This is a genomic window from Paenibacillus sp. plas6, assembly GCF_057221655.1.
The window spans coordinates 1,737,501-1,755,063 of record NZ_CM170151.1 but is presented as its reverse complement, the minus strand read 5'-3'; the positions used below and the strand labels follow the sequence as shown (position 1 = coordinate 1,755,063).

The window sequence follows — 17,563 nt, the reverse complement described above, 5'->3', positions numbered from 1 at the left end:
AGGAATGAAAATATGCATCATAGCAGAGGGCTCTTATCCGTATGTAACGGGTGGGGTATCTAGCTGGATTCATCAGATTGCGACACAGATGAAAGAGCATGAATTTATTATTTATACGATCGCTGCTAGTCGCTCACAGCAAGGAAAATTCAAATATACGCTGCCGGAAAACATTATCGAGATAAAGGAAACTTTTCTCGATTCCTATTTAACAGAAGAAGGAAAATGGGGAAAGTCATTTAAACTTTCTGAGACAGATCGTGAAAATTTTATGCGACTACTAGGCGACAGCGGCTCAATTGAATGGGAACGATTGTTTATGCTGCTGCGTCGCAAGCAATATCAGCGTGTTTCTGACTTTTTGCAAAGTAAAGATTTTTATGATGTATTGCAAGAGCTATGTATGAACCGTTATCCGTTAGTACCGTTTACTGAAATGTTTTGGACGGTACGTTCGATGATTTTACCGCTATTTCTTACTATTCGAGAGGACATTCCTGAAGCTGATGTATATCATAGTGTATCTACAGGTTATGCAGGAGTTGTGGGAGCACTAGCAAAAGTACTCTACAATAAACCGTTTTTATTAACCGAGCACGGTATTTACTCTCGTGAGCGAGAAGAAGAAATCATTAAAGCGGATTGGGTGAAGGGCTATTTTAAGGATTTATGGATTCAATATTTTTACCGTCTATCAAGCTGTGCTTATGATCATGCTGATCAAGTGACTACACTGTTTAATCGTAATCGGGAAATTCAAATTGAACTGGGCTGTAAACCTGAAAAAATAGAAATTATCCCAAATGGTGTAAACATAGCAAGATATGAAAATTTAAATTCCGAGAAGCCCGCTGACAAGCTGTATATCGGTGCAATCATTCGTGTAGTTCCTATAAAAGACATTAAAACAATGCTGCAAAGTATGGCTATTATAAAGGAAGAAGTGCCTGAGGCGGAATTTTACATTATGGGGCCATATGAAGAGGATGAGGAATATTACGAAGAATGTTTGAAGCTATTAAACTCACTTCAATTGAAGGACGTTACGTTTACAGGATCGGTCAATATTCTTGATTATATCGGAAAAATGGATATTTTAATGCTAACAAGCATTAGTGAAGGACAGCCGTTAGCGATTTTAGAAGGTATGGCAGCAGGAAAGCCATTTGTTGCAACAAATGTTGGAAGTTGTAGGGAATTGCTTGAAGGATTGGATGATGGAATCGGAGAAGCGGGATTTATTGCGCCAGTGATGCATGTTGAACAAATTGCTCAAGCGGTTATTAAGCTGGCAAGCAGCAAGAAGCTGCGGGAACAGTTTGGACAAAATGCATATCAGCGTGTAAGTCGATACTATCGCCAAGAAGATGTTATTGCGAATTATCGAAATCTATATCATGAATTAGGGGGCAAGGCTAATGGCAGGGATAGGATTCGAGCTTAGAAAGCTTTTTCGCAAGGAAGGGCTGCTAAACAATTTACGTGCCTATGCATATTCCTCCATGACGACTGTCGGCCCGATGATTTTATGTATGTCGTTAATTATTATTTTGCAGTACATGATGTCAGCGTATGATGGCAGCTACATGGATTGGGAATTGTACATTGCTACGGTATCCTATTGTTTTATATTTTCGTTAGTTATAACATCAGGGGTTTCATTGCTTGTCACTCGTTATGTTTCAGATTGCATATTTATTCAGGACTATCGCAAGCTCATGTCTTCCTATTATGGAGTGCTTAGCATTATTATTCCACTGGCGTCAATTGCATCAGTACTATTTTTATACCAAGTGCAGGCTGAACTATTGTATAAAATTGTCGCATATTTATTCTTTGTTTTTCTAGTCATCATTTGGATTCAAGGTGTCTATTTGTCTGCCTTGAAAGATTATATGCGTATTGCCCGCAGCTTTTTAGTAGGAGCATTAATTGCTGTACTGTTAGCGTGGGTGTTAATGGCGTATAGCTCGCTTTCCACATTAATTAGCGCTTTTATTGGACTTGATGCAGGTTTCTTTACGATCTGTATGCTGACAGGACTTCATTTTCAACAAAAGTTTCCAAAAGCAGATAAGAGTGCGTACTATCAATTTCTTAGCTACTTTAAGAAGTTTCCGCTATTGTTTTTTAGCGGCTGCACCATTTACTCAGGAATTTATTTGCACAACTTTGTTTACTGGCTTAGCGACAAAGGTTACGTTATTGCGGATGGATTTCGCGTCTATATGTTTTATGATGTGGCAGTATTTTATGCGTTTATCTCCGTTATTCCAACGTTAGTTACGTTTGTCGTATCAGTGGAAACTTCGTTTTTTGAAAAGTTTCGCCATTATTACTTAAATGTCCTTAATGACGGTACGGTGCAGGACATTCAAACAACTAAGAAGCAGATGCAAAAAACATTAATGCGAGAAATTAGCTTCTTAATGGAAATCCAGCTGTTGTTCACTGTGTTATCGATCGGATTAGGTATATTATTATTGCCGAAAATTGGATTTACAATGCAACAACTCGATCTCTTCATTATATTAGCGCTAGCTTATTATTTGTTTATTATGTTGTTTTCATTTACTCACATTTTAATGTACTTTGACGATCAAAAAGGAATATTTTGGATTGGACTGTTGTTCTTCATATTAAATATTGGTTGTACGATTGTTACGATGAAGCTAGGATTTGATGGTTTAGGCATATTTGTTGCCTCTTTCATTACACTTATTATTGTTAGTGCTAGATTGTTGTACGTACTTCGAAACATCGATTACTACACATTCTGCTCACAGCCAATCTATAAGAAGGAGAAGCTGATGGTAAAAAATCATAAAAGCTATACACCGATTGGTACAGTGACAATGTTGCTTGTAATATGCTTGCTGTTGTCAGCATGCAGCTCTGTACAAGATTCTACAATAAAAGAACTAAGTTCAACAGGAGAAGCAGTATTAGCCGGTGATGTGAGCTACGCGCTTACAGAAGATAAACGTTTGTACGAACGAGACCAAGATGATTCATTAAAAGCATTATATATTACAGTGCTTCCTAAGGAAGAAGGGAATACAAGCTTTGACTGGTATGAGTTAAATCGACAAATTGATAAAGATCTTGGTCAATCACTTGATGTAATTGTACAGGAGGGCTTGCCTGACGGGGCAGGTCCTCGTTCGGGCATGTTCGAGTATGGGGCGACTAAAGCGAATGCCTCAATCTCAGTACGAGGAAACTCCGCTTGGTCTCGTGTGCAAAAGTCTTATGCTTTGAAGCTGAATGCTGATGCGGGGCAATATATGGATCAGCAAAGACTTAATTTGAATAAGCATATTGATGACATGTCACGTTTACGCAATAAACTTAGCTTCGATCTTATGGAGAAAATTCCTGATATGACAAGCCTTAGAACTCAATTTGTACAGCTTTATGTAAAGGATCTGTCAAATGGCGAGAAGGATGCTCCATATGAAGACTATGGCTTATACACTCATGTTGAACAGCCTAATAAAAAGTTTTTAAAGGCGCATATGCTCGATCCAAATGGATATTTATATAAGGTCAAATTTTTTGAGTTTTTCCGTTATCCGGAAAACATTAAATCTACCGATGACGAGACATATGACAAAGCTGCATTTGAACAAATTTTAGAAATTAAAGGCCGTGAAGAGCACGAAAAGCTAATTGAAATGCTTGATGCGATTAATGACTATAGCATTCCAATTGAAGAAACCGTGGAGAAGTATTTTGATCTTGATAATTTCTTGACTTGGACAGCGATGAATATCTTAATGGATAACATGGATACAGATGCAAATAACTTTTTCCTATATTCACCGCTAAACATTGATAAATGGTACTTCCTGCCTTGGGACTATGATGGTGCCTGGGAGCTGCAACGTAATATGGACTTTATTAGACCTTATCAGCAAGGAATTAGCAACTACTGGGGAGTTACGCTTCATAATCGTTTTTTCAGAAATCAAGAGAATATTGATCTTTTGACAGAAAAGATTGAAATGTTGTACGAGCAGTATATTAACGAAGATATTGTAAAAAAGCAGATCGAGAAATATGTTGATCTTGTTAAACCATTTACTAAGCGGATGCCGGATATTCAATATTTGCCTCTTCCATTAGATGAGTATGATGAAGATATTGAGCGCATTATCAATACACCTAAGCGTTCGTTAGAACGTTATTATGAAGATTTGGAAAAGCCTAAGCCGTTTTACTTAAATGATGTGGAGGTTCACGACGGACGGCTATATTTTAACTGGGGAGTTTCATTTGATCTGCAGGACGATGATTTAACTTATCAGCTTACAATTGCTAGAGATAAAGAGATGCTTGATGTCGTTCATCAAAATTTTGAGCTAAAAGAAATCACATATTCTATTCCTAAGCTGCCAGCAGGACGATATTTCTGGAAGGTCGATGTCGTCGATAGTAAAGGAAATCACCAGCATAATTTTGAAATTTATGTTGATGCAGATCAGGAAATGTATTATGGCATTAGAGACTTTGAGGTGGATTAAATGAAGCTGAGAGGAAAGCAGCTACGCACGGAACAAAAGTATTATCTCCATATGCATGATTATTTGATGCTAAGGATGAAGGTTGGGCAGCTTCTAACACTTGATCCGAACTCGATTGATATTGATGGCTATAATATACGCAGTTTATATTTCGATGATCCAAGAAGAACTTCATTAGAAACAAAAAATGATGGGGTCTTTAGACGACAAAAGTTCCGGATTCGCATTTATAACGGGTCTGATAATCACATTGCCTTGGAGCGAAAAAGCAAGGTCGGGGACTATGTAGCTAAAGAATCTATCAAATTAACAAGAGCGCAGTACGAGCAAATTTTAAACGGAGATTATCGTAGTCTATACGACAGCGGTGAACCGTTAGCGCAAGATTTTTATGCAGCTATGACATCATACGGGTATTTACCAACGGTGATCGTTGATTATTGGCGAGAAGCGTATATTTACAGAGAAGGAAATGTACGAATTACCTTTGATAAACGGCTTGCCGTTGGAACGAATCAGCTTGATTTATTCCATCCAGAGCTAATGTTATCTGAAATTATTATGCCAGGTATTACGATTATGGAGGTTAAATTTGATGATATGCTGCCTAATGTAGTAAGAAGCCTTATTACACCAGTAAATCATCATCGTTCTAGCATTTCCAAGTACGTACTTTGCAAGGAAAAACATATGTTGCTGCATACTAATTAATTAATTTTGCTGCAGAACAGGTTGGGGGATATTGATGACTTTTGAAGATATTATTAAGAAAAGTGTACTAACACTTGAAAGCTTTAGAACTGTTTCATACTATGATGTAATTGTCAGCTTAATCATTTCTTTTGCTATTGGGATGTTTATTTATTTTATCTACCGTAAAACATTTCGTGGGGTTGTATACAGCTATAACTATAATGTTTCATTTGTATTAATGACGATGATTACAACATTAGTTATTATGACAATAAGTACAAACATCGTGCTATCTCTAGGTATGGTTGGTGCGCTCAGTATTGTACGTTTTCGTACTGCAGTTAAAGATCCGCTAGATATTGTCTATATGTTCTGGGCAATTTCTGCCGGAATTGCAACTGGAGCTAAAATTTATCCGTTAGCGATCGGTGGTTCAATCATTATTGGTCTTATTATTATTTGGTTAAGCAAAAGAAAAATTAAAGAAGAAGCATATTTACTTATTATTCGCCATACGGATGAGGCAGTTAATTTATTACGGCCAGAGTTAAAAAAGTTGGGCGGTAAACTAAAATCCAAAAATGTTCGTAAAAATTATACTGAAGTCACTTATGAAATAAAGCTATCCGACGATAATACAGCATTTCTGCAAAACATCATTGATATTGAAGGCGTAAGCGACGCTTCACTTGTTAATTATACGGGGGATTATGCTCAATAGCTGAAAAATTAGAATTTCAAAGACATATGCTTCTTTGATTTGAAATGTAAATAGGAAATAAACGATTCAGATGAAAGCTGAAGCAAGGAGTTATACTAACTCTCTTCCTTCAGCTTTTTTTTCAATCTTTATATTACATTAGTTCATTGAGTTGTTAGAAATGTGCAGAGAGTTGCTGGATGGAAATGTGCTATTGAATTTTCCTACATTGCTGGGAAATGAGTTATTAATTATTGACTCGTTTCTTAGAACATTGCTTTGAAATCCGCCACCATAATCGTTGCTGCTCAAATGACTGCTAGATTGAAGTGGACTTGCATAGTTTGGAGAAGTTGCTGTGTAGCTTGAAACTGGACTTACGACAGATAGTTGCTGGGCTAATGAATTAATTTGCTGTAATTGTTGAATTGCAGTTTGATGACCTTGCAATGCAGTTTGGATAACTTGGGCAGCATGATGCTCTTTTTGTGCGATTTGCTCAAGCAAACGAGCGTTTTGTTGTTCTTGCGCAAGCAACTGCTGATATTGATAAGAAGCTTGCTGTGTTTGTGTAATAAGCTGTTGAATTAAGTGGTGAATTTGAGACACTTGCTGAGTTTTACCGACAGTAGTGCCTGCAGTACTATAGCTTTGATTGGAAAAAGAGTTGCTTTGATCATATTGATTTTGCATGATGAAGTTCCTCCTTTAAGGTGAGTAAATTTGCTACCCCGATTAACATCCCCCAAGCGATAATTTTCATACGGCAGGCAAAAGGTAAATAATGAAAGCAGCAAGGCAAAGAAACCAATTATCTATTTTTCTTGATTTAACGAGTTAGTTAAGTACTTTGATAAATTGGCTGTAATGTATGCGACTCATATTTAATAAGCTGCTCTTGTTCATCGTATGTAAACAAATGCTCTAACTGATAGTGGCCAGCCAACAGATGCGGCAAAAAGTATTTAATATTATGTGCTACACCTTCGTTTTCCTCATTAAGTACCCAAGCGATAGGCTGCCACATTAATATGCCTTCATTCATCAATAATAGCGGTGTAGTAAGCTGTATATGTGATGGAAGTTCACAATAAAATAAATACATACCAGAATCAAAGTTCGGACTTACCCAGCGAACAATGCCCGCATAGGTAATATCTGCCTCAGCAATGCTTAGTCCTGTTTCTTCGTAAATTTCCCGTGAAATTCCTTGTAGCGGGGTTTCACCATGTTCTAATTTTCCGCCTACTCCGTTCCATAAGCCCATATTCGGTGCTTTAAAACGATTTAGCAGCAGCAGATTATCATTTTGACGTATAAAACATATCGTATATATATACAAAGTAAACTCTCCTTATTTGCAAATCTCAACTTCAATTTAAGCGTGATGCTCATTATATTAGTTTACCAGATTACATCGGTAAAGCACTTAGTTCCAGTAAATGTTATTTATTAATATTGAAGTAATGTATGTTAAAAGCTATAATGTAGTCAGCATGATGCCATTATAATGTTGATTACTGCGAGGGGAATAATATGAATTTATTTGAAAAGGAGAAATTAATCGCTGAACAAGCGGTTGCGCTCGAAACAGCCAGTGCTGAAGAAGTAATCCGATTTGCGGTTAACACATTTCCTAATATCACTTTTGCTTGCAGCTTTGGAGCAGAGGATGTTGTGCTTGTTGATATGCTGCAACGAATAAGTCCCAAAACCGATATTTTTTACCTAGATACCGATTTCCACTTTAAAGAAACTTATGAAACAAGAGATCGCCTAGTGGAACGTTATCCTGGTATACCGCTAGTTGAAGTAAAACCTTTACTAACACCCGAGCAGCAAGCGGAGCAATATGGTGATGAATTATGGAAGCGAGATCCGAATCAATGCTGCAATATCCGCAAGGTTGATCCATTAACTCGTGTGTTAGCAAAATATGAAGCATGGATTACAGGGATTCGCCGTGAACAAGCACCAACACGTGCTAATGCAAAAAAAATTGAGTACGATACAAAGTTTGGGCTTGTCAAATTTAATCCAATTGCTGATTGGACAAATGATATGGTATGGGACTATATTCGCAGCAATAACGTAATATATAATCCTTTACATGATCAAAACTATCCAAGCATTGGTTGTGAATATTGTACTCGTCCAGTTATGCCAGGAGAAGATCCGCGTGCTGGAAGATGGGCTGGCCAAGATAAAACAGAATGCGGTCTGCATAAGTAATAGTAGTGTCAGAAAAGGAATGCAACTGTAATCTCGTTTTGTAGCGATAAATGAACATGTCATTTTGCAGAGTTAACAAGAGCTTACGATACGGAAGTACTTAAAGAGGCTAGCTGCTGTGCTCACAGAAAGTGAAAATAGCAGCTAGCCTCTTATGTGTCCAATGAGTGTTATGAAGAATGCTTACCTGTCTGTAAATGGAGGGTTAAATATTAGCGACACTTTCGCGCACCACTAACTTATTTGGCAAAAATACTTTTGCAGGCAGCTTGTGACGTTTATTCATACGGTCAATTAAAAGCTGTACCGCCCATTTGCCCATTTCAATAATTGGCATTTCTACTGTTGTAAGCATTGGTGATACATAGCCAGAAAGTTCAATATTGTCCATACTAATAATCGAGAGCTGCTGTGGAACTTTGATTTTTGCTTCGCTAAAGCGGCGCAAAGCAGCAATCGCAGCAATATCAGTAGCGCAAAATACGGAAGTAGGCATCGGGGAAGCTTTAGCAAGTAACTCTTCTGCTCCTTGATAGCCGCCGGCACCATTTTGAGAACAGTGACTCACCAGCTGTTCTGAAAATTCCAGACCATGCTTGTTAAGAGTATCATAATAGGCTTCAAATCTTACCTCATTTGTTGTCTCACCAATATAGCCAATCCGCTTATGTCCATTTGCAATGAGATGTTCAATAGCAGTTTGCGTTGCTTCATAGCCATCACAAATAACTTGATCACAGCTCGCAGAAATAACATTGCGTCCGACATAAACTAAATTCTTATAGTGCTTCTCTAAAAACTTCATGCTGTCATTGCTAAATCTTCCTAAAATAATTGCTCCGTCTGAAGGTGACGATTTAATTTTATTTAATAAAGCGTCTGTATCAATATCAAACAGCGAATAAGATAAATGAATGGCATAGCCTAAATCCAGAGCTTGCTGCTCAATTGCCCGAGACATTTGAGCAAAAAAAGGATCATCTTCAAGTGCTCTTGTCCGCCCTAATATACAGGTAATTGAAGGCGGTGATGAGCGGCGAGAGCTAGATTTGCCTAGCTTAAGCTCTCTAGCACTTTGATTTGGAACATAGCCAATTTCCTTTGCGATACTCCATACCTTGTCACGGACTTCTTTACTAGCAAAGCTATTGTCAGGGGAGTTTAATACACGTGATACAGTAGAGATCGACACTCCTGCCATAGCTGCGATTTGCTTTAATGTCATGAACAATCCCCTTTCATAAAGATAGATGACATTACATTCCTATAGCGATTTTCGAAAAAATGAATGCAAGTCAATCATATCCCTTTTTTACGCAAAACAAAAGATTTTCTCATAAAATTTAGGAAAATATAGGACGAAATCAAGTAAAACGTTTGCGTAATAATTCCTAGTAATCTACTCAGGAAAATCATATAATGATAAAAAATATGAGCAATAATTGTGGGATAGGCTAGGTTTGCAGTCTTGATGATGTTGACCGTTAATTTAATTGACAATATAGGAGTGATACAGATGTCGCTGACACACTTGGATAAACTTGAGGCAGAGGCAATCTATATATTTCGTGAGGTTGCCGCTGAATGTGAGCGTCCAGTCATGCTTTATTCTATTGGGAAGGATTCGTCGGTGATGCTTCATCTGGCGATGAAGGCCTTTTATCCTGAAAAACCACCTTTTCCGTTGCTGCAAATTGATACAGGGTGGAAATTCCGCGATATGATAAGCTTTCGCGATCGCAAAGCGAAAGAGTTAGGTGTTCAACTTATTGTTCATCGCAATGAAGCTGCAATTGCTGAAGGGATTAATCCGTTTGATCATGGTGCAGCTTATACGGATATTATGAAAACACAGGCTCTTAAAGATGCACTGACAAAATATCAATTTACTGCTGCGTTTGGCGGCGGACGGAGAGATGAAGAAAAGTCTCGTGCGAAAGAGCGGATTTTTTCCTTCCGCAATGAGCAGCATACGTGGGATCCTAAAAATCAACGTCCAGAAATGTGGAAGCTGTACAATACGCGCATTCATAAGGGAGAAAGTATGCGAGTATTTCCAATCTCCAATTGGACGGAGAAGGATATTTGGCAATATATAAAACGAGAGAATATTGAAATTGTTCCGTTATATTTCGCTGCTGAACGTCCTGTCGTCTATCGAGATGGCAATATTATTATGGTGGACGATGAGCGTATGAGATTATTACCGGGAGAAAAGCCTGAAATGAAAAAAGTACGTTTTCGTACATTAGGCTGCTATCCTCTTACAGGCGGAATTGAGTCAGAGGCTGACACACTTGATCAAGTTATTGCAGAAACATTGTCGGCAACAACTTCCGAGCGCACAAGCCGTGTCATTGACAAGGAGGCTGCTGGTAGTATGGAACGGCGTAAACGGGAGGGTTATTTCTAATGAGTCATACAGAAAATGGTCTTCTAAAATTTATTACATGTGGTAGTGTTGATGATGGAAAATCAACACTTATCGGTCATATATTATACGATTCAAAAATGCTATACGCTGACCAAGAGCAAGCGCTTATCTTAGATAGTCAAGTTGGCAGTCGAAACGGGAAAATTGACTATTCTTTATTGCTAGATGGCTTGATGGCTGAGAGAGAGCAAGGTATTACGATAGATGTAGCATATCGATACTTCAATACGGAAAAGCGTAGCTTTATCGTTGCTGATACTCCTGGGCACGAAGAGTATACCCGCAATATGGCGGTTGGAGCTGCTTTTGCTGATTTAGCAATTATTTTGCTTGATGCTACTCAGGGTGTATTAATTCAAACTCGTCGCCATGCTCGAATTTGTGCATTGATGGGTATTAAATACTTTGTTTTTGCAGTTAATAAAATTGATTTAGCGGGCTATGATGAGCAGCGCTTTTTAGAGATTAAAAAAGATATTGATAAGCTGAGCAATGAGCTTTCCTTAGAAAATGTTGTAATCATTCCTGTGTCTGCAACAGAAGGCGATAATGTAACAAAGCTATCCACGAATATGCCATGGTATGATGGTCCAACATTACTTGGTCATTTGGAAACCGTTGATATTACTACAGAAGCAGAAGAAGGCTTCTATATGCCAGTACAACGCGTATGTCGTCCTGATCATAGTTTCCGTGGTTTTCAAGGGCAAATTGAAGCCGGCGAAATTGAAGTTGGTAATACATTAACTGTATTGCCTAGCGGTGAGACAGCCATTGTCAAATCAATTCTTATTGGAGATCGCAATAGTAAGCGGGCCATAGCGGGGCAACCAGTTACGATTCAGCTCGATCGTGAGGTCGATGTTTCACGTGGATGTGTGCTTACGAGCAATGCCGGTTTACAAACTGCAACTACGATTTCAGCAACATTACTATGGATGGATGAGCAACAGCTTGTTCCAGGTAAGGAGTACTGGATCAAAGTAGGAACGAAGCTGTTAACTGCGATAGTTACTGAAATTGATCACAAAGTAGATGTAAATAATGGCACTTTACTTCCAGCGACTACTGCACATAAAAACGAGCTTGTTGGTTGTAAAATCGTTGCCGCTGAACCTTTTGTTGTTGATGAATTTAAGCGTCATAAAACAATGGGAGGACTTATTCTTATTGATCGCGTTACACATGCTACAGCAGCATGCGGAGTTGTGGCTACAATTTCTGATGATAACGAAGAAGGCGTATTTTTAGAGGATGGTCATACGAAGGTAAAGGTAACTTTATTTGATAGCTTCTGGTATGATCCAACTGTAAATATGGTACTTCGACAAACTTATCCAGCTACTGTCTTTACTATGGGAGATGTATTACCGCTGCAAAGCGAATATCATAGCTACCCTGCAAATTTTGATATTGAGCTGGAAGATGGTTATGCGAATATACGGGAAGGCAAATTTGCAGGCTTTGGCGATCATGATTATGAATTGCCGTTAGTTGATGTAAATGGATTGGCTACCGATCTCGAGCCAGCAGCTGCCTTTGGAAAGTATCGTAACATTTTAGTTCGTACCAATGCCTAATCTTTTTGTACTACATCATTATAAGTAAATAACAAAACCTTCTATTCATTATTAGGCTCATGCTTTGAATTGACCTAAGTGAATGGAAGGTTTTTTAATTTTCATGAGTAAGTCGAACTTGTTCAGTAAATCTTATAAATCAAATCATAAAACAACACCTCGTCCCATATATTTAGAGAGACCTGCTTGTTTAGGCATGTACATTTGAGTAAAACGCGATGAGGTGGTTTTATGCGTAAAAAACGAATAGTGATTTGGCTTTCGCCTAAAAGTAAGCTGCGTCTTTTGATTGGCTGTTGTCTAGTGATTATCGCTGCAATGATTTTAACTAGAAAGACTCCAGTTAGTTACACTTGGTCAACCTGGAGCTTACCTCTATCTGGAATGACGATTGCAATTGATGCAGGACATGGTGGAGTCGATGGAGGAGCAGTGAGTAAAAGCGGAGCGATTGAGAAAGATTTGAGTCTATCCATCGCGTTATATTTGAGAGATTATTTGCAGCAGGCAGGAGCGCTTGTGGTGATGACGAGAGAGGGGGATTATGACCTCGCTAATGCTGACACACGCTCTTATAGCAAGCGAAAAACCGAGGATTTATTAAAACGAGTGGAAATTTTACAAAAGGCGTCTCCCGAAATGCTGATTAGCATTCACATGAACAGTATTCCTTCGGCAAAATGGTCTGGGGCACAAACTTTTTATCACAAAACTGCTATTAAGCAAAGCGAGCAATTAGCTAAAGCCATTCAAAAGCAGCTAAAGGAAAATTTACAAAATACAAAGCGCGAGGCTGCGACTGTAGAAACGATTTACATTTTAAAAGCGTTGAGCGATATACCGGCAGCTTTAGTTGAGGTTGGTTTTTTATCTAACCCACAAGAATCACAATTACTTGTTGATGCTCAGTATCAACGGATGGTTGCTGCTTCGATTTACAAAGGAATCGTTCAGCATGTTGTGACGAATGCAGAGTTAGAGCAAAATTAGAAAAAATATAATTGAAATGCTTCACTTCTGAAAGCAAACCGCCTATGCTATAGAGAGTGGGACAGAATAGAAAAGGTGGGAATGTCGATGTCAATTACACGTGAAGATGCAATACAACATATTGAAACTATCCTTGCCTCGCAATATGGTGCTGCAAACATTAGCTTTCGTGATGTGATGGTACGTAACGGGCAAGTATCTGTTACCGTTGTAGGGGCTGCTAAAGAGCAACAGCCTGCAATTGAAACATTATTATTCGATGCCTTAAAAGAAGCGGGGGCTTCTGCTGTTTATTGTCGCTTCAGAGATCATATAGTAGCTGCTGCCAGCAATGAGCGTCCGCAAGCTCAATCTAATTCTTCGCAGCAACCTAATCAGGTGAAGGGGCATGGAGCAGGATTGCAAAGCTCCTTACTTAGTGAGCAAAGCAAAACGATTTTTATTGCGATCGCTTCAGGTAAAGGTGGAGTTGGTAAATCAACAGTAACAGTTAACTTGGCGGCAGCCTTAGCGCGAAGCGGAAAGAAAGTTGGAATAATTGATGCAGACATCTATGGCTTTAGTGTTCCTGATATGATGGGAATCGAAGAGCGTCCCGAGGTCGTTAATAATTTTATAATCCCAATTGAACGATTTGGCGTAAAAGTTATGTCTATGGGATTTTTTGTTGAGGACAATAGCCCAATTGTATGGCGAGGTCCGATGCTTGGCAAAATGCTGCGTAATTTTTTTCAAGAGGTCGAATGGGGAGAGCTTGACTATATGTTACTCGACTTGCCTCCAGGTACAGGAGATGTTGCCTTAGATATTCATCAAATGATTCCTCAATCCAAAGAAATCATCGTCACCACTCCGCATGCGACGGCAGCATTTGTAGCGGCACGTGCTGGAGCTTTGGCGATTAAAACAAGCCACGAAATCATCGGGGTTGTTGAAAATATGGCTTATTTTGAGTCGAAGCTAACGGGTGAAAGAGAATATGTTTTTGGACGTGGTGGAGGCGGTAAGTTGGCTGAAACATTGCATTGTGATCTATTAGCACAAATTCCGCTGGATTCTCCAGATAATCACCCATTAGATCCAAACTTTTCTCCAAGCGTGTTTGCAGAAGATACGAAGGTAGGACAATTATATTTAGAATTAGCACAAAAAGTGATTCAACATTGTGAAGCTGATCTAGATGCTTAATTTTTGACCAAACAAGCCTTAGAAGAAAACAACAGGCTCCTAACGTAACAATAATGGTTAGGAGCCTGTTTATTGAGCTAATTTGATGAAGCTCATTAACTTGATGAAGCACATTTTAAGAGGAAGACTCTTCGCCTTCGGATGATTCGCCTGAACTGGATTCTTCGCCTGAACTGGATTCTTCGCCTGAAGATCCTGATTCCTCACCGCCACTGTCGCTTTGTTTTTGCGGTTTTACAGATAACTCTTCCGCTACAGCTTTTTTCATTAACTCAAGCAGTTGCATTTTAAAAATTGGATTATTTAATGAGTCTTGCATTAAGCTCATTAATTCCTTACGATAATCAGAGCCTTTTACAACCTCTAAAATGACTTTTTTTAAGTCCTCTGATCCAAATGCCTCTACCAATCCTTTCTGATATTCAGGATCTTTAATTAGCTCTATATGAATATCTTTGTTCATTTTATTTACTGCTTTTGCAAATTCTCCAGCGAATTTGGTGTCAGTCATTAATGATTTTAATACTTCATCGTAATCTGGAGATAGCAGTACGTCTTTTACAGCCATCCTAACTTGCTCTTGGTCTTGCGGAGTAAGCATTGTAGCACTTTGTGCAGTTAAACCGGTTTGAGAGCTCATCGATTCCTGTAAAGCTTTTTGTGCATCCTCTGTTTTTAGGATGTCGATAACCATTGATTTCATATCTTTATATGTCATACCAGAGGATTCACTACTTCCTCCGCCCATGGCACAGCTGGATAAAATAAGCGTTGAAATCACAAGTAAACTTAAACGTAATAACTGTTGCTTCACTAAACCCCCTCCTTGGGATAAAGATTGTATATATAGCATGTGCAATGTTTTCAGATTTATCATGCATGTTGTTAGCATTTTTGAGGGAACGTGGTAAAATACAGAAGAATGTATCATTTTATAGTAGTCAGGTTTGAAATCTATTTCAGGAGGACGAATAGCAGTGACACTTAAAAAATGGTTTTTCTTGTTTTGGAGTACGATTGCTACTGGCACTGTGGTCAGTATGGTTTTAGGACTCATTATGTTACTTACTGATCAGGAGTTTGGTTATCTAGGAATTAAAGCTACAGGGTATAACTTACTTATGATGTTTTTGGCAGGCGCTACGATAGGAGCGTTTAGTCATATGTGCTTTTTTGCTTATTTAACCTTGAATTACATAGCTTTAAGTGTATTTCGCAAAAAGTATTTATGGTATGCCTTACAAGGATATACGACGATCTTTGCAGTGTTTTTGCTTGGTTATTTGTTATACGAGGGACGAGCAAATAACTACTTTTACTGGATATTGCCATTAGGGTTACTTATCTCCTCGCTTATTGCTGCTTGGATTAAGGTGAAGCAGACTAACTCTAATGCATTTATACCGACGATGTTCCTAATGTTCGTCATTACTGCGATTGAAGGATATCCTGCTTTGCAAGGTGACAATAACATTCCTACAGTTTTATTTATGCTTGTACCACTTTTTGCATGTAATTTTTATCAAAATTATCAAATGGCTAAGCTTACAGGAGAAAAAGCCGATTCTGCTCAATTATCAGCAAAAACGGCTGTGTAAGACAAGCTATGTAACTATACAGAAATGGTAAACGCAAGGGGATTGACTAGCATGCTCTTTTCAGTTCGGAGTATTAACTTATGAGCTTGTTACCGATTTTCCTTGCGTTTCTGTTTGCGTAAGCAGCTCGGATACAGACAGGAAGTCGTACCCTTTTTCTCGCAACTGGTCAATAATAATTGGCAATGCGAGATGTGTTTGTTTTGCAGAATCGCTAGCATGCATTAAAATAATATCTCCTGGATGTGCTCGTGATATTACGCGTTCTGCGATTTTTTCTGTACCAATGCCTAACCAATCCATGGAATCGGTATCCCATTGAATGACTTGATATTGCAATTCGCTAGCTATTTTTAGCACTCGTTTATCAAAGTCTCCATTAGGAAGTCGAATTAAATTCGGGCTAGTTCCTGTAACATCAGAAATGATGCTATGTGCTGTCTCGATTTGACTGCGTATTTCTTCATCAGTTAATGTAGAATAGTTGTCATGCTTATGTCCATGACTGCCTATCTCATAGCCAGCTTCTTGAATCTTTTTCACAAGCTCAGGATGTTGTTGACTCCATAAGGAAGAAACAAAAAATGTAGCTGATTTAATGTCTTTTTCTTTCAACACTTGTAAAATCGGTTCAAGTCGCTTATCTCCCCAGCTAATATCAAAGGTTAAGGCTACTACATTGCGGTCAGTTGGAACGTTGTAAATGGCAACAGGTTGTTGGGGCGCAAATACTGAAATATTGTCACGCTCCGTGTAAATAACTCCGATGGCAAATACAAGGGCAATCGCAAGAAAAAAATATTTCTTTATTTTTTTTGCTGAGAATACAAAAAAGGAATTCATACTATTTCTTCTCCTCTCTAATATTTTGCTAATTGGTGATGATGGGGCTTGTCAGAAGTGGTTTAGTACAATCTATGCTCGTACAAAAAAGTTATTCTAGGTTTATGGTTGAGGTGGACAAAATGTTTAAAGTTCGTGCAGTTTGGCAAGATATTGTAAGCACTTCGCGTTTTATAGGAGTGACGTTAATTATTTTTGCCGTTAGCATTTATATGGGAATGACGAATGATGGTTTTTCGAATTTTTTAAATATGCAGCTCTCTGCAATTAAAGAATTATCAGAAACCCTTGATCAAAGCAGCAATCCTACATTTACGATTTTTATCTTTATTTTTTTGAATAATGCCATTAAATCGGTTTTAACAATGTTTCTTGGTGCGTTTTTCGGCGTATATCCAATATTTTTTATAGCTGTAAATGGCTTAGTGATTGGCTTTATTGTTAAGTTGACGCTAGACGGAACGATGACCTATTCCTTATTTGATCTAATTTTCAAGTTGCTGCTTCCGCACGGTATTTTAGAAATACCAGTTTTAATTATCGTTACAGCATATGGTCTACGTTTAGGAAAGCTGCTCTTTAGTACATTGGGAGCGTTAATGTTTAATCATGACAAATTAGATACTGTAGGTAAAAACTATGTACAAACGCTGAAACGTTGCGGAGTAATGGCAGTCTATGCAACAATTTTACTTTTTGTTGCAGCGATTATAGAGAGCACATTTACAGCATGGTTAGCGACAACAATAAAATAAAATCATCAATCAAACGTATTAAAA

Annotated in this window: 16 protein-coding genes; 11 read left to right on the top strand and 5 right to left on the bottom strand. The window is 38.3% G+C overall.

Annotated elements, in window-relative coordinates; all coding sequences use genetic code 11:
* Positions 1-4: 4 nt before the first annotated feature.
* The 4 genes from pelF to AC2TDL_RS07790 are packed head-to-tail and all read left to right on the top strand — an operon-like array spanning position 5 to position 5,940.
* A complete protein-coding gene (gene pelF, locus AC2TDL_RS07805) occupies positions 5-1,444 on the top strand; it encodes a GT4 family glycosyltransferase PelF (protein ID WP_484699966.1) in 1,440 nt (479 codons plus the stop codon).
* On the top strand, positions 1,419-4,526 hold the full coding sequence (gene pelG / locus AC2TDL_RS07800; RefSeq protein ID WP_484699962.1) for an exopolysaccharide Pel transporter PelG: 3,108 nt from the start codon (positions 1,419-1,421) through the stop codon (positions 4,524-4,526). Before pelF ends, pelG begins: the two co-directional genes overlap by 26 nt.
* The gene (locus tag AC2TDL_RS07795; protein ID WP_484699959.1) at positions 4,527-5,237 is read left to right on the top strand and encodes a polyphosphate polymerase domain-containing protein; all 711 of its coding nucleotides are present in this window, start codon (positions 4,527-4,529) and stop codon (positions 5,235-5,237) included.
* Between the two features lie 34 nt (positions 5,238-5,271).
* Positions 5,272-5,940: a DUF4956 domain-containing protein gene (locus tag AC2TDL_RS07790; protein WP_484699957.1), complete on the top strand. Its 669-nt coding sequence runs from the start codon at positions 5,272-5,274 to the stop codon at positions 5,938-5,940.
* A gap of 138 nt (positions 5,941-6,078) precedes the next feature.
* On the opposite strand, the gene AC2TDL_RS07785 is transcribed toward AC2TDL_RS07790, so the two are convergent.
* Positions 6,079-6,612, bottom strand: coding sequence for a hypothetical protein (locus AC2TDL_RS07785; RefSeq protein ID WP_484699955.1), 534 nt, complete (start codon positions 6,610-6,612; stop codon positions 6,079-6,081).
* Between the two features lie 148 nt (positions 6,613-6,760).
* Positions 6,761-7,261: an NUDIX hydrolase gene (locus AC2TDL_RS07780; RefSeq protein WP_484699953.1), complete on the bottom strand. Its 501-nt coding sequence runs from the start codon at positions 7,259-7,261 to the stop codon at positions 6,761-6,763.
* Positions 7,262-7,455: 194 nt separating this feature from the next.
* Here AC2TDL_RS07780 and AC2TDL_RS07775 point away from each other — a divergent pair, with 194 nt between their 5' ends.
* A complete protein-coding gene (locus AC2TDL_RS07775; protein ID WP_484699951.1) occupies positions 7,456-8,151 on the top strand; it encodes a phosphoadenylyl-sulfate reductase in 696 nt (231 codons plus the stop codon).
* Between the two features lie 205 nt (positions 8,152-8,356).
* On the opposite strand, the gene AC2TDL_RS07770 is transcribed toward AC2TDL_RS07775, so the two are convergent.
* The gene (locus AC2TDL_RS07770; protein ID WP_484699949.1) at positions 8,357-9,376 is read right to left on the bottom strand and encodes a LacI family DNA-binding transcriptional regulator; all 1,020 of its coding nucleotides are present in this window, start codon (positions 9,374-9,376) and stop codon (positions 8,357-8,359) included.
* Positions 9,377-9,667: 291 nt separating this feature from the next.
* On the opposite strand from AC2TDL_RS07770, the gene cysD reads away from it, so the two are divergent.
* The 4 genes from cysD to AC2TDL_RS07750 all read left to right on the top strand — a co-directional run bounded on the left by cysD (position 9,668) and on the right by AC2TDL_RS07750 (position 14,343).
* Positions 9,668-10,564 carry a sulfate adenylyltransferase subunit CysD gene (gene cysD / locus AC2TDL_RS07765; protein WP_484699947.1) on the top strand — a complete coding sequence of 299 codons (897 nt, stop codon included), beginning with the start codon at positions 9,668-9,670 and terminating at the stop codon, positions 10,562-10,564.
* Positions 10,564-12,165: a sulfate adenylyltransferase subunit 1 gene (locus tag AC2TDL_RS07760; RefSeq protein ID WP_484699945.1), complete on the top strand. Its 1,602-nt coding sequence runs from the start codon at positions 10,564-10,566 to the stop codon at positions 12,163-12,165. Before cysD ends, AC2TDL_RS07760 begins: the two co-directional genes overlap by 1 nt.
* Before the next feature lie 231 nt (positions 12,166-12,396).
* Positions 12,397-13,155, top strand: coding sequence for an N-acetylmuramoyl-L-alanine amidase CwlD (gene cwlD / locus AC2TDL_RS07755; RefSeq protein WP_484699943.1), 759 nt, complete (start codon positions 12,397-12,399; stop codon positions 13,153-13,155).
* A gap of 87 nt (positions 13,156-13,242) precedes the next feature.
* The gene (locus AC2TDL_RS07750) at positions 13,243-14,343 is read left to right on the top strand and encodes a P-loop NTPase (RefSeq protein ID WP_484699941.1); all 1,101 of its coding nucleotides are present in this window, start codon (positions 13,243-13,245) and stop codon (positions 14,341-14,343) included.
* A gap of 115 nt (positions 14,344-14,458) precedes the next feature.
* Here AC2TDL_RS07750 and gerD read toward each other — a convergent pair whose 3' ends face one another.
* Complete coding sequence (gene gerD, locus AC2TDL_RS07745) at positions 14,459-15,157, bottom strand: spore germination lipoprotein GerD (RefSeq protein WP_484699939.1); 699 nt, start codon at positions 15,155-15,157, stop codon at positions 14,459-14,461.
* A gap of 163 nt (positions 15,158-15,320) precedes the next feature.
* Here gerD and AC2TDL_RS07740 point away from each other — a divergent pair, with 163 nt between their 5' ends.
* Positions 15,321-15,941 (top strand): KinB-signaling pathway activation protein, encoded by a 621-nt coding sequence (locus AC2TDL_RS07740; protein WP_484699937.1) that lies wholly within the window; start codon positions 15,321-15,323, stop codon positions 15,939-15,941.
* Positions 15,942-16,019: 78 nt separating this feature from the next.
* Here AC2TDL_RS07740 and pdaB read toward each other — a convergent pair whose 3' ends face one another.
* Positions 16,020-16,784 (bottom strand): polysaccharide deacetylase family sporulation protein PdaB, encoded by a 765-nt coding sequence (gene pdaB / locus AC2TDL_RS07735; protein WP_484699935.1) that lies wholly within the window; start codon positions 16,782-16,784, stop codon positions 16,020-16,022.
* Between the two features lie 122 nt (positions 16,785-16,906).
* Between pdaB and AC2TDL_RS07730 the strand changes: the two genes are divergently transcribed.
* The gene (locus tag AC2TDL_RS07730; protein ID WP_484699933.1) at positions 16,907-17,539 is read left to right on the top strand and encodes a stage II sporulation protein M; all 633 of its coding nucleotides are present in this window, start codon (positions 16,907-16,909) and stop codon (positions 17,537-17,539) included.
* Positions 17,540-17,563 lie beyond the last annotated feature (24 nt).